9 protein-coding genes and 2 pseudogenes are annotated in these 13,679 nt (G+C 43.2%); 7 read left to right on the top strand and 4 right to left on the bottom strand.

Translation table 11 applies throughout. The features are described 5' to 3' along the window. Positions 1-98 precede the first annotated feature (98 nt). Positions 99-1,865, bottom strand: coding sequence for a group II intron reverse transcriptase/maturase (gene ltrA, locus ACQY1Y_RS07615; RefSeq protein ID WP_430014654.1), 1,767 nt, complete (start codon positions 1,863-1,865; stop codon positions 99-101). Positions 1,866-2,629: 764 nt separating this feature from the next. Here ltrA and ACQY1Y_RS07610 point away from each other — a divergent pair. Further along, positions 2,630-2,932, top strand: a pseudogene (locus tag ACQY1Y_RS07610) (IS4 family transposase); the annotation flags it as partial. A gap of 111 nt (positions 2,933-3,043) precedes the next feature. Here the strand turns inward: ACQY1Y_RS07610 and ACQY1Y_RS07605 are convergent. After that, on the bottom strand, positions 3,044-4,780 hold the full coding sequence (locus ACQY1Y_RS07605; protein WP_430014653.1) for an IS1634 family transposase: 1,737 nt from the start codon (positions 4,778-4,780) through the stop codon (positions 3,044-3,046). A 407-nt stretch (positions 4,781-5,187) separates the two neighbouring features. Between ACQY1Y_RS07605 and ACQY1Y_RS07600 the strand changes: the two genes are divergently transcribed. Then, positions 5,188-5,541 (top strand): hypothetical protein, encoded by a 354-nt coding sequence (locus ACQY1Y_RS07600; RefSeq protein ID WP_306766085.1) that lies wholly within the window; start codon positions 5,188-5,190, stop codon positions 5,539-5,541. A gap of 83 nt (positions 5,542-5,624) precedes the next feature. On the opposite strand, the gene radC is transcribed toward ACQY1Y_RS07600, so the two are convergent. Together radC and ACQY1Y_RS07590 are read right to left on the bottom strand one after the other, a co-directional pair. Next, positions 5,625-6,356 (bottom strand): RadC family protein, encoded by a 732-nt coding sequence (gene radC / locus ACQY1Y_RS07595; protein ID WP_002732646.1) that lies wholly within the window; start codon positions 6,354-6,356, stop codon positions 5,625-5,627. A gap of 93 nt (positions 6,357-6,449) precedes the next feature. Then, positions 6,450-7,637, bottom strand: a complete 1,188-nt coding sequence (locus ACQY1Y_RS07590) for an aspartate aminotransferase (protein ID WP_430014295.1) — start codon at positions 7,635-7,637, stop codon at positions 6,450-6,452. 391 nt (positions 7,638-8,028) lie between these two features. Here ACQY1Y_RS07590 and ACQY1Y_RS07585 point away from each other — a divergent pair, with 391 nt between their 5' ends. The 5 genes and pseudogenes from ACQY1Y_RS07585 to ACQY1Y_RS07565 all read left to right on the top strand — a co-directional run. Further along, positions 8,029-9,315 (top strand): FAD-binding oxidoreductase, encoded by a 1,287-nt coding sequence (locus tag ACQY1Y_RS07585; RefSeq protein ID WP_430014294.1) that lies wholly within the window; start codon positions 8,029-8,031, stop codon positions 9,313-9,315. 9 nt (positions 9,316-9,324) lie between these two features. After that, on the top strand, positions 9,325-10,680 hold the full coding sequence (locus ACQY1Y_RS07580; protein ID WP_430014293.1) for a (Fe-S)-binding protein: 1,356 nt from the start codon (positions 9,325-9,327) through the stop codon (positions 10,678-10,680). 141 nt (positions 10,681-10,821) lie between these two features. Next, positions 10,822-12,120, top strand: coding sequence for a homoserine dehydrogenase (locus ACQY1Y_RS07575; protein WP_430014292.1), 1,299 nt, complete (start codon positions 10,822-10,824; stop codon positions 12,118-12,120). A 19-nt stretch (positions 12,121-12,139) separates the two neighbouring features. After that, positions 12,140-13,048, top strand: coding sequence for a LysM peptidoglycan-binding domain-containing M23 family metallopeptidase (locus ACQY1Y_RS07570; RefSeq protein ID WP_430014291.1), 909 nt, complete (start codon positions 12,140-12,142; stop codon positions 13,046-13,048). A 244-nt stretch (positions 13,049-13,292) separates the two neighbouring features. Beyond that, positions 13,293-13,558, top strand: a pseudogene (locus tag ACQY1Y_RS07565) (ISAzo13-like element transposase-related protein); the annotation flags it as partial. Positions 13,559-13,679: the final 121 nt, after the last annotated feature.

The following is a 13,679-nucleotide window of genomic DNA, read 5'->3' as shown; positions in this document are numbered from 1 at the left end:
TGGTTTAAGGCAATAAGCTCTATTAGGGGTCGAGAAGGTCGTCACCGACCTCCCCTCCCATTCAGAACCGTGCGTGAGACTTTCACCTCACACGGCTCCTAGTTTGACTGTTCCCTTGTTAAGGATACAGCTTGACTTCCTTTGGTTAACCTTGTATTATCTAGGTTGACTGTTGATGTCAAACCAGATGATTTTAGGCTTCCATCAGATGCCGATTTATCATCGTGACAGTGGCGGTGTAGTAATTGAAGGTTTTTATATTCATCCTTTCCGCCTAAGCTGAGAGGGTGAATGTGGTCAACTTCAATTAAATCCGATGGTGTGAAATACTGCCCACATCGGCTACACTTGCCTTGTTGCTTCTTAAGTAGTTTGGCTACTCTTGTCGGTGTGTCGATTGCTTGTCCTCGTCTGGTCGCCCAGTAAGTCCAATTTCCGTCGTAAGGTGAAGTTTCGGGGCGTACTAGGGTATGTCTGACAATTGGTGTCCAATTATGTTGCCATAAATGAAGACCATCTTTGGTCTTAAATAACCAAGATTCTTGCCTTTCTTTCCCATTGCTGAGTTTAACTGTACCCGGTCTAAAGTAGTTTCTCAGCTTTTCGTGGTTTGATTTACCGCATCTTGATACTGTCCATGCCCTTAACATTAACCAGATTGTATTGTCTAGTTTATTGAAGGTATCTGTGGATACTACTCCTGAGTAGTAGTTAGCCCAACCTCTAATGATTGGGTTTAAGTGACTAATCAGGGCTGATTGAGGTGCTGTTTTGTGTTTTTTGATTACACCTTTAATCGCTTCTGTGTGGGCTTTAACTGCTTTTTGGCTAGGTTTAATATGTGTTAGAAATGTTTTGGGTATTCCTTTATATATTTTCCCTGCTTTGTATTTTCCTGCTGGGTATTGCCTGATATTGAATCCTAGAAAATCAAAACCGGGTTCTTCAGTTTTCCCATTGTACTCAATGGGGTTGAGTGTATGAGACACTCTGGTTTTTTCTGGTTTGAGTTCTAATCCAATTGGTTTTAACCATTCAGAAATGGCAGTTTGGCACTGTTCAATGATTTCGAGTGATGGTGAAATCACCACAAAGTCATCGGCGTATCTTATTAGAACAGCTTGAGTTTTACTACCCTTTTTGGGGAATAGTGTTTCAATTAATCTTGCCATTCCATCCAGTGCGATGTTGGCTAGTAGTGGACTTATTACCCCTCCTTGTGGTGTCCCTGTTTCTGTTTCTTCAAATACGCCATTATCCAATACTCCTGCTTTGAGCCATTGTTTAATGTCTCTTTTCAAGGCAGTGGGACAATGAATTTTTGACAGTAGGAAGTTGTGATTAATTCGGTCAAAACACTTGGCAATATCAGCATCTAATACGAAGTAGCTACTTTTATTGATGCTAAGGTATATCCTCGATATTGCATCATGGGCAGACCTTCCGGGTCGAAAACCGTAGCTGGTTTCTTCCATTTTTGACTCCCATTCTGGTTCGAGTGCCGATTTAATCAACGCTTGTCTAGCTCTGTCTTTGATGGTTGGTATTCCTAGTGGACGTTTTTCATCCCTGCCGGGTTTAGGAATCCATACCCTTCTTAACGGTTTTGCTTTAAGTTTTCCCTTGATTTCTTCGGTTAGATTTAGCCTTTGTTCTGGGGATATTGCTATCACTCCATCGACTCCTGCTGTTTTCTTTCCTTGATTATCTTGGGTTACTTTGCGGACTGCTAATAGACGAGCGTAGTATGATTTCACCAATAGACGTTGCAACCTTCTAACCTTTGCATCCTGTCCCGATTTAGCCGCTTGGTATATCCTCTTTTGGAGCTTGAAAACATATCTTTGGATTTTACCCCAATTGATAGCTTTCCATACATTCGTAGTCTTAGTGGTTTTCGGTTTCCCGAACCCTTTACCTTCTCAAGGGTTTCGTCATATAGACTCCTACTAGACTCTATCCTTACAATCAAACCGTAACCTGTGAGCATATCCCGACTATTACCGTCAGGCGTTGGCTTTTGGTTACATCTCACACCCTTGAAGGCTTGCGCTTACACTTGTCACTACTGAGTATTTCGACCGATACTCAGAGCCTGAAAGGGCTTATCACGTTCCGTTTATATGGGCATTCCATCTTTAGATTTGTCCTATCCATCGGGGTACTTTTAAAGGTCTGTGTAAGTGAGTTAGTAAATTCCTTACTTTTCCCCTTGTTCTTTTGAACGCAGTGTATCAACCTATTTCACTACTAGCTAATTACGATGGTTCAGGTCGGACATTCGGTTCACACCTAATCATGGATGGTTGGCAGTGGTCTCGATTCTGGTGTTAGGTTACACCTCGGAGCCTTCCGTTCCCCGCTTCAGTCCCAGAATTGTGATTTCTGAATCTGGGGGTGGCTATCGCCGTTACTCTCACCTTTGTAACAATTTGTGAATAATTGTTACAAAGTGTATTGACCTTGAGTCCCTTTGCCTAGTTTGGTATCACTTTGATACTAAACGTCGGGACATATAAACAGTTATAAGGCTGGTCTGGGTTGACCTGTTAGATTCAGTCAGGGGACTGAAGACCTTACTAGGCGGTTATTTCGGGCATTTCAGCTCTATTTCATGCCTAAACGTTTCGCACTACTTTGGTTAACCTATCAAGCACGCTTACACGGAGAGGAGAGTTGTGAAAGTTTTTTGGAAGAACATGAATGGCAATCTTTGTGTGCCACTATTCATAAAAAGAGTCCGCCACCTGAAAAGCCGCCCTCCTTTCGAGAAGCGGTCAGAATGATTGCTTCTCTTGGGGGGTTTTTAGGTAGAAAAGGTGACGGTGAACCAAGTGTTAAAACTATTTGGTTGGGACTGCGAAGGTTACATGATATCAGCCAGACTTGGAAACTATCTCATCAAATTAGTCCCCCCATAGAACCCCCTTGAGCCATCTTGCACACTTTTCTCTTTTTGTCAAATTTTATGTCTGGACTTCCCCGTTGACAAAAGGCCATAACCTATGCTGTAGGAGGAATTAAGAGAATTTACGCCGCCCCGTTACTGGGTACAAATCAGGGAAACTCCCAATAAATCTAACGCTTTTTGTTGCAGTTGGGTCGGTCGAGTTATCTTAGAAAAACGATAACTTCCCTCCCTAATCGTACATTCCACTGTATTCAAGCAAATTGTCCCCAGGTCTTCCAACAAAGTCCGAAAGCTATGCACAGGAAAGTCCTCTTGATTCCGTTTTTTTCTCTCTTTAGACTGAGCGGATTCACTGCGACTCGCTTTAATCACATTCAGAGAACCATCATCAATTTCTTCATCCTCAAATAACAAAGGAGCCAAGCACTGTTTTAAATGCCATTCCACATAATAAGCCAACATACATAAAAAGATATGAGCTTTGACTCTATCACCCTTATAATGATAGATAGGACGTACCTTTAAATCAATTGACTTATAACAGCGAAATGCCTCCTCCACTTGAGACAAACTTTTATAAGCTTTAACCGTTGTCGCTGCATCCATCAAGGTTGACTCCAGAGAAGTTCTTAACACATACACACCATCCAAGGCCGTTTCTTGAGCGATTAATTCCAGCTTACGCTGATAAGAAAAGCCTTCTTCTGTTATCTCTAAGTTATAGTATTTATTGACCTTAAACTGATTAAGAATCTTGCCCACTCTCAAAGCTATCTTATCTTGACCCTTTAAAGCTCTTTTCTCCCTTTGAGTCGCCTGAACAATCAAATCTAGTTCCTTCTCTACCGCTTCTAATAATGCCTCTCTTTGTAGTTGATTTTTCTGGGCAATGAAGGGATTCCGACAAGCAATTAATCTTTCATCGGGATAATCTTCACTCTCAAATTCCACCAAGTTTACCTGATCAAATAATCCTAATTGAATCACTTCTACCTCAGCCAGTTTCCGAATTTGAGGCTTAGTTAAACCAGTAATATAGTCTAATCCTTCTATCGGTTTTACTAATTCGTTGATTTTCGAGTTAGTTAAAATTCCTCTATCGCTTACCCAGACCACATTCTCAATCACCCAACCCTTTCTGACTTTCTCAATTTGTCCGCTTAAAGTAGCACCGTCTGAGGTGTTTCTTTCAAATACTTCTACCGCTATCGGACAACCCTTGGCTGAACAGAGCAGACCAAAAACTATCTGAGTTTTCCCTTTCTTTTTATCTCGGTTATAACCATATTTTCCCAGTTCACAACCATTTCCTTCTAGGTAGGTAGAAGTGACATCATACAAGACTAATGTTCCTGATTCTAAGTGTTTAATTGCTAGGTGCTTCTCAATTTTCTCTTGTTTTTCTAATAACCAATCTAAGGCGTTATATAATTCGTCTTCATCGGCTTTCTCTAAGTCTAACAATTGTCCTAAACTCTGACTACAAGTCTCGCTATTAAACCCTCTCGCTGTGGCTAGTTTCGATTTAGGATTGATGATTCTTGCCACAATCATCGCCACCACTAAGTTTCTGATTCGTGAGGATTTTTCACTGATTATTTTATCTAAACCTAATTTTTTAATCGTCTCTAAAATAGCCATTACATGACCATGAGGAAGACTTCTAATCACTTCAAAATGATTGGGAATGCCTTCAGTCATGGACAGTGTTGCGCCTTTAAGAGCCAGTTTCAGATTGTCGATAATATCATCGGGTAATTTTGAGAGATTGGCCAGGGTTCTTTTTTTGACTTGATCTCCTTCTCGGTAGGACTCCCGAAGAAGAACGGCGGGGGGGGAATTACGGTTAGGAACTTTTTCTATATACATGGCTATCATTCTAGCAAATAGAGAGAATTCTTGTCCATTAAGAAATGTTACAAATTACATGGGTACATTAAGAAAAGTTAAGGGGCGTATCCATTGATGGATAAGGGTTTTCGGCTATTATAGTATATATGTATGGGGGAAGTTCAGGAATACAGTGGAATGTACGATTAGGGAGGGAAGTTATCGTTTTTCTAAGATAACTCGACCGACCCAACTGCAACAAAAAGCGTTAGATTTATTGGGAGTTTCCCTGATTTGTATCCAGTAACGGGGCGGCGGAAATTCTCTTAATCCCTTCTACAGCACAGGTTATGGCCTTTTGTCAACGGGGAAGTCCAGATATATTAGTAAAAATTATCAATTGAATGTTAAGAAGTGCGGACAGTAGGTACGCTCCTCGAGCAAGATTGCTGTCGGCTCGATGGTTAGTGCTGCCCTTGGGTAATGGAAAAGAGACGGCGCTGACAGTGACAAATCCCAAGGATAGCAATCCCAAAGCGAGCGGACTGCTGCTTTCTGGTACGGCTGTCACCTCAGCAAAGGGAATGATAGTTTCAAACAGATACACGAGAGACGATCCCGATCCTTGCAAAGGAGAAAGATCAAGTCCTGGTTTAGATGAGCGACTAACCGCAGAAATTAAAGGGTTAACTGCAAGAGTCGCTGATCGGGAATTTACCAGTCGGGGGATTCTGATAGCTTTGGTTGTTGCTATTTTAGGAGGAGCGGCCAAAATTTTTGGTTTTCTCCCCAATCCTTGACAGCGATCGCATAATGTTTGAGGAAATTAACGCCCAATTGAAACGGCTAAAAAATTAAACTACCCGATCGAGTGTCTTTTCTGTCAATCTTCTTGAGGATATTTTTCCCAAAGATCTGTGATTTGGCGAAGACTTTGGAAGTTGCCATTACCGAGGATCAAATGATCTAGGAGAGGAATGGCTAGATAGGTAGCTCCCTGTAATAATTGTTCTGTGAGTAAAATATCGTCTTGACTAGGCACAAGTGACCCGGTGGGGTGATTATGGGCGATAATTAACTTAGTAGCTGATTGTTTCACTACTTCTCGAAAGATTTCTCGTGGATGTACCAGTGTTTCCGTGGCTGTGCCGATAGTAATCACCTTGAGTGCGATTAACTGATTTTTGACATCGAGTAAAATAACGGCGAAACGTTCCTGAGACTGATACATTAGTTCGTGTCCAAGGATAGCGGCAGCGGTATCGGGACTATCGATAACCATTTTTTCCGTCGGTCGTCGTTGAAAAGCTCGTTTTCCCAATTCGATCGCCGCTAGAATAGTAGTAGCCTTAGCCGGTCCAATGCCATGAATAGCGGTTAATTCTTGGGGCTGAATATCCCTCAAAACGTCCAAAGGATCCCGGCGATATTTACTCAATTCATTGAGAATATGCTGTCCTAAACCCACCGCCGAGAGTTTCCCCTTACCTTGACCTGTAGCCAGTAAAATCGCTAATAATTCGGCGTTGCTGAGGTTTTTCGCCCCGACACTGATTAAACGTTCCCTCGGTCTTTCACTGACGGGAATATCGGCAATTCTTAAGCTGTAGGTCATGGAAGTGGCAAGCTACCGCGATAAAATTCCATCATACAATTTTAGCCAGTGCCTAGAGGGATTTGGCGGGTAAATCAAGGGGAAAAACTCTCCTTACTGATAGCGAATTCCCGCATCTTCGAGGCGCTGTAAGGCTTCCCCTAATCGCGGGATATCGGCGATTAAACTGACGCGCACATAACCTTCCCCTCCCTCCCCAAAAGCATTGCCCGGAGTGACGACGACACCAGTTTTTTGCAAAACACTGAGGGCAAAATCCGTGGAAGTCATACCGACGCTACAGGGAACCCAGAGATACATTGTCGCCTTAGAGGGGGGAATATCCCAACCTAATTGCCCCAAACCTTTGATTAAAAAATCTCGTCGCTGCCGGTATCTTTCCTGTACTTGTTTAACGTATTCATCCGGCAGTTGTAGGGCGGTTTCGGCCGCTTTTTGGATGACGGAAAAGATGCCATAATCGAGATTAGTTTTCAGGGTGCGTAACCCTTGAATAATATCGGAATTGCCCACGACAAAACCGACGCGCCACCCAGCCATATTATAGGTTTTCGAGAGGGTATGAAATTCCACACTAATCTCATTTGCCCCCGGAATTTCTAATAAACTGGTGGGCTGATAACCATCAAAACTTAATTCAGCATAACAGAGATCGTGGACGAGCATAATCTCATATTGCTGGGCCCAAGCAACGATTTTTTCAAAAAATTCCCGGGGGGCAACGGCGGCGGTGGGATTACTGGGATAGTTAAAATAGAGGATTTTCGCCTGTTTAGCCACATCTTCGGGGATAGAATCGATATCTATCAGCCAATCCTGTTCCGCTTTTAAGATTATTGGGTATAGCGTCGCCCCAGCAATCAAAGGACCGCGAAAATGGGCGGGATAGGCGGGACTGGGAACCAAGACCACATCGCCGGGGTTAACATAAGCCAAAGCCAGGTGAGATAGGCCCTCTTTGGAACCTAGCAAGGGTAAAGCTTCGTTATCGGGATTGAGTTGCACACCATAAGAGCGATCATACCATTTAGCGATCGCCTCTCGGAAACTGGCGGTTCCTTCAAAGGGTGGATAACCGTGAAATTGGGGCGTTTCAAAAGCTTGAATGGCCGCTTCGATAACTGGACGCGGAGCAAAACCGTCCGGGTTGCCCATGCCTAAATCGATTAAATCTAGTCCTTCTTTGCGGGCTAAGGCTTTTAATTCATCCAAGCGGGCGAAAACGTAGGGGGGTAAGGCACTTAATCGCTTGGCGCGGCTATTCGTCCAATTTACACTCATTACTTCTTGGCTTACTGATCGAGGTAATCTACCATTATGGCACGAGTGTATGGCTAATTTAGCAGTTAGGGACTTGCGCTTTGATAATGTACCTTTTGGGCGAACGCAGTTCGCCCCTACATTGTGGACAAAATCCGTTACTGTAGGGGCGCAAAGCTTGCGCCCTCCGATCGATTGGGATATTATTCCCACGCAAGTCCCTTAGTTATTAGCTGACTTCTTTGTGCCTCAGTATGGCTGGAATTGCCCGACACCGGAGATGGAGAGTCAAACTAAGGTAATCTGATTAATAGAGGCTGAAAATTACTGATTAGCCCCGGCATTACCCCCATTCTTCGCCATTATCGGCCGGTAAGTCCTGACTCCTCACTCCTCAATTCTTTTCTCAAATATGACTGCGATTGCTGTTCAGATAACTTCTATTTTACCCCCCGACACGACGGTTATTGCCTGGCCACAAGTGCCAAAAGAGGAACAAGAAAGATTATCAAGGGCAATTAGGGGCAAAAGTCCTGAAATTATAGTCTATCCCGCTAATACGGCCGCTTTAGCCTCTCTGGTGCGTTTTACCAACGAAAATCGTCTGTCTTTACTGGCCTACGGTCAAGGCAGTAAATTAGATTGGGGTGGGTTAGTCGAGTCGCCCGATATTTTAGTCAGTACCCAAAATCTCAACCGGATTATTGACCACGCTAGGGGAGATTTAACTATAACCGTGGAATCTGGGCTTAAAATAGCAGATTTACAGGCTTTTTTGGCTCCTAGCGGTCAATTTCTTCCTCTTGATCCCAGTTATGCCCATAATGCCACGATTGGCGGTATTATGGCCACGGCCGATGCGGGAACATGGCGGCAAAGATACGGTGGAGTCCGGGATCTGATCCTAGGATTCTCCTTTATCCGTCACGATGGCGAGATTGCTAAAGCTGGAGGGCGTGTGGTCAAAAATGTGGCGGGATACGACATGATGAAGCTATTTACGGGTTCCTACGGCACTTTAGGGATTATCGATCAAATTACCCTACGACTGTATCCCGAAACCGCTAACTCAGAAACCCTGATCATCACTGGAAATAGCGAAAATATTAGCAAATTGAGTCAAGTTATTCGGCAATCGGCCTTAACTCCCACTGTGGCTGAATGTTTAAACCCAGGGATGACGCAAGCACTAGGATTAGAGGAAAAAGTCGCTTTACTGCTGCGTTTTCAAAGCATTCCCGAAAGTATTAGCGAACAATCGCAACAGGTGAGTTATTTAGGGCAACAGTTAGATTGTCAGACTAATTATTATCGGGATGAGGAAGAAGTTTCTCTAGGGCAAAGATACCGAAAAACAATCGATAATTATGATCAAGAGGGCATTTTTTTCGGCAAAATAGGATTATTACCTAGCAATTTAGATCTAGTGATCGACCAAATTAACGGACTAGCCTCGATTAATATTAGTAGCGGCGTGGGTAAAGTTATCTTAAAATCGGAGGAAAATCTTGACAAAATTCGCTCTTTATGCAGTGCCAATCACGGTTATTTAACGGTGTTAACCGCACCCCCATCCCTAAAAGAAAAAATTGAACCTTGGGGTTATACAGGTAACGCAATTACCATGATGAAAACCCTAAAAACTAAATTCGATCCTCACGGTATTTTTAGTCCTGAACGCTTTCTTAACAAAATCTAATTAAAAATTATGCAAACCTCCGAACATTCCGTTAACTTTCAAGAATTAATCGACCAAAAAAATCAAGGATTTGACCCCAAAAATCCCCCCGCTCAAGAATTAATCGATAGTTGTGTTCACTGTGGTTTTTGTCTTTCTACCTGTCCCAGTTATCGAGTTATTGGCAAAGAAATGGACTCCCCCCGGGGTAGAATTTATCTGATGAATGCCATCAACAAAGGAGAAGCAGTTTTAGACGAAACCACTAGCCAACATTTTGATACTTGTTTAGGTTGTTTAGCCTGTGTTAGTACTTGTCCATCGGGAGTACAATACGATCAATTAATCGCCGCAGTTCGTCCGCAAGTGGAACGCAATCAACCCCGCAGTTTTAAAGATAAAATTATTCGTTTTCTGATTTTTAATCTCTTTCCCTATCCCGTCCGTCTCAAATTATTTTTACCTTTCCTCTGGTTATATCAAACCCTAGGATTACAAACCCTAGTCAGGAAATCTGGTCTCTTAAAAATGCTCTTTCCCCGTCTAGCGGCCATGGAATCAATTCTACCAAAAATTACCCTAACCTCTCTGTTTAAAAACTATGCCGATGTTATTCCTTCCCAAACTGAAAAACGCTATCGGGTAGGGGTGGTTTTAGGTTGTGTGCAGAGACTCTTTTTCTCGCCGGTAAATGAAGCGACAGTGCGGGTTTTAACTGCCAATGGTTGTGAAGTGGTTATCCCAAAAACCCAGGGTTGTTGTGCCGCTTTACCCGCACACCAAGGACAGGAAAAACAAGCACAAAGTTTGGCCAGACAAATGATTGATAGTTTTGCAGAAACCGAGGTTGATTATATTATTATCAATGCGGCGGGTTGTGGTCATACTCTCAAGGAATATCATCATATTTTAGCCGACGATCCTGAATATAAAGATAAGGCTAAGGAGTTTGTGGCTAAAGTACGCGACGCTCAAGAATTTTTGGCAGCAGTGGGATTAAATGCTGATTTATCGCCGATTACCGAGACAGAATTAACCCTAGTTTATCAAGATGCCTGTCATCTTTTACACGGACAAAAAATCTCGGTGCAGCCACGTCAATTATTGCAAAAAATCCCCAATATTAACTTAAAAGAACCTATCGATGCGGCTTTGTGTTGTGGCAGTGCCGGAGTTTATAATATGCTACAGCCAGATACTGCCGATGAATTAGGTCAGCAGAAAGTACGCAATTTATTAAATACTGGGGCTGCGGTGATTGCTTCTCCTAATCCGGGTTGTTCCCTACAAATTAAAAAACATCTACAATTACAGGGAAAAGATACACCCGTTATTCATCCTATCGAATTATTAGATTATGCGATTCGCGGTCTGAAAATTGGCTAACTCCCACCATTTGAGTTGTGTTAGTGGTGTCAGGGAAGCAAAAGAAAACCCCACAGACAAAGACCCTGTAATGATAGAATCGACAATGGCGACGGCTTAACTATTAGTATTTTTTGCGTCGGACTAGCAGGAGATAAAAGCGTGACCTTTAAGATTGGTTTACTCGGTTTCGGGGTTGTGGGGACGGGAACAGCGAAAATCCTCCTCGATCCTTTTGGTCGTCATCCCGTACTCAAAGAGATTACCATTGGACGAGTGGGAGTTAGATCCCTAGATAAACCGAGAGAAATCGAGCTTTCTCCCCAACTGTTGACCACTGACCTAGAATCGATCGTTACTGACCCCGAAATTGATATTATTGTCGAATTATTGGGGGGTTTGGAACCAGCACGCTCTTTAATTCTCCAAGCAATCGCATCGGGAAAGCACGTTGTTACGGCAAATAAAGCGGTTATTGCCCGTTTTGGCGATGAAATCTACGCCAAAGCTAACGAAAAGGGGGTTTATGTCCTCCTAGAAGCGGCCGTGGGTGGTGGCATTCCCGTCATTAAACCCTTGAAACAATCCCTCGGCGCTAATCGCATCAGCAGCATCATGGGAATTGTCAACGGCACAACTAACTATATTCTCACGGAAATGAGCCAAAAAGGGGCAGATTTTAGCGAAGTTCTGGCCAAAGCTCAGGAATTAGGCTATGCGGAAGCGGATCCCACTGCGGACGTGGATGGATTCGATGCAGCCGATAAAATCGCTATTTTAGCCTCTCTGGGTTTTGGAGGTCGGGTAAAACGGGAAGATGTTTACTGTGAAGGTATCCGGCAAGTTAGCGCCGTCGATATCGCCTACGCTGATAGACTGGGATTTGTGATTAAATTATTAGCGATCGCAAAAGATACGGTTAAGGAAGATTCCGATACTCTAGAGTTGCGGGTTCATCCGACCCTAGTACCGAAAATCCATCCCCTCGCTAATGCTAACGGAGTCTATAACGCTATTCTGGTCGAGGGGGAACCCTTGGGACAAGTGATGTTTTATGGACCGGGTGCGGGTGGCGGACCGACGGCCAGTGCAGTAGTATCGGATGTGATGAATATCGTCGGAATTTTAAAAAGTAGTGGCAAAACCAAGGAACTTGACCCGCTTTTAAGCTGTGTTCACCAGCATTATTGTCAAATCGCCCCCATGGAGGATTTATCGACCCGTTTTTATGCTCGTTTTCTCTGTCGCGATGTGCCGGGGGTAATCGGTCATTTAGGTATGGCTTTCGGCGACCATGGGGTTAGTCTAGAATCCGTGGTACAAATTGGTATTAGGGGTGATTTAGCCGAAATTGTCGTTGTCACCCACGATGTACGCGAGGGCAATTTCCGCAACGCTTTAGCAGCCATAGAGTCTTTAGAAGCTATTGACAGTATTCCTAGTATTCTCCGGGTTTTGTAATTAAGAAATCGCTTTTTTTATGGTCATGGGTCGGAGAATCAGAAGTGAGAAAAGTTGGCTAAGTTTGACCAGCACAATTTTGTTTTTTTGTCTAGGTTTTTTGGGCTTAAATCAAAAATTAATTTTTGCCCAAGGATCCGATAATGTTTGTCCCCTACCGATTTTATCAAGGTTACAACGCCATAAAATCCAAGCGGGAGAAACGATCGCCTCCATCGCCGAAAAATACGCTCTCATCCCCGCAACGATAATTAAACTCAATCCGACTATTCTCAAAAATGGTCTGGCCCCCGTCGGGAAAGAAATCTTTATTCCCCCGATGAATGGCATTCGCATCGAAGCACCCAAGGGTTCCACTTGGCGCGATTTAGAAGCAGCCTATGGTATTCGTGCAGATATACTCTTTGAGCTTAACGGTTGTGGTCGCCGGCCGACAATAGTTTTTATCCCCGGCACCAATTGGTCCGCCGCCAGCAAGCGATCGGATTATACTGGATTAAGTTCTTATCCCTTACCCTTGGCCAGCACTGTCGGATTAGCCTACGGTTGGCAAAAAAGCCCCACGGAACAGAAAAATCTCTTTCATAGTGGTGTTGATCTTCTCGCCCCAATTGGTACTCCTGTTCTAGCATCCGAGGATGGTCTAGTGATTTATGTGGGTCAGGAAGGGGCCTATGGTAATTTGGTAGTAATTAATCATTTAGGTCGCCGGCAGACCCGTTATGCCCATTTAAGCAGGGTTACAGTTAAAATTGACCAAAGGGTACGAGCAGGAGACGTTATCGGTGCGGTTGGCACCACCGGACAACCAGATATTATTCCCCCCCATCTTCATTTTGAGGTGCGCTTAGATACTCCCGTCGGTTGGACAGCGCAGGATCCGGCTTTGCATTTGCCCCAAATCGGCCCGCAATCAAGTCAAAAGTAACCAGTTAAGGGACTTCCAAAAAATAAACTATTCATTCTCGGAGTGTGAGAGGGAGGGGTCGATGATTGCCCCCTCCTTCCCGATTTTGTAGTAGAATTAATCCTGTACATTATTAATCAAGTTTTTCCTTTTAAGTGTATATGGAATTAACTGATTCCCTCAAGAAATTGCTCAGTGAAACTGCACTTCAATTAAAAGATGCAACTAAAAGAAGATTCATGGCACAAACAGTCTTAGAATTGGGCTAGAAAACCCTTGGAATGGGAGTATTTTAGATGAAATCGAAACAGCCTTGAAATTCGCCCAAACTATGACTTGAAAAGGAAAACACCCGATTGTTAAGTTGATTACTGAAATTTACAAAAAGGAGTAAAGCTTGCTAAAAAAGCCAGGGAAAAAATTGAAGAAAAAATCGAACGTCTCCCAGAATTAACGAATCAAGACTTTCCCAATTTGGGCCAATGGTTTATTGATATCTATTATGATAAGACCTGGTTTGTATTTAACTAAGATGGTTGGCTAAAAACTGTCTTTGATTCTTTAACTTGTCCTTTTTATACTCGAAAAAGCTCGGAAGTATAAAAGTTTATGCTGCCTATTTTTTCGGAAAAATAGGTTGTAATGGAAGACT

The organism is Microcystis ichthyoblabe FBCC-A1114, from assembly GCF_050500245.1.
In the GTDB taxonomy this organism is placed as follows: Bacteria; Cyanobacteriota; Cyanobacteriia; order Cyanobacteriales; family Microcystaceae; genus Microcystis; species Microcystis ichthyoblabe_A.
The sequence above is the reverse complement of the archived record's forward strand: the minus strand, read 5'-3'. Positions and strand labels throughout refer to the sequence as shown.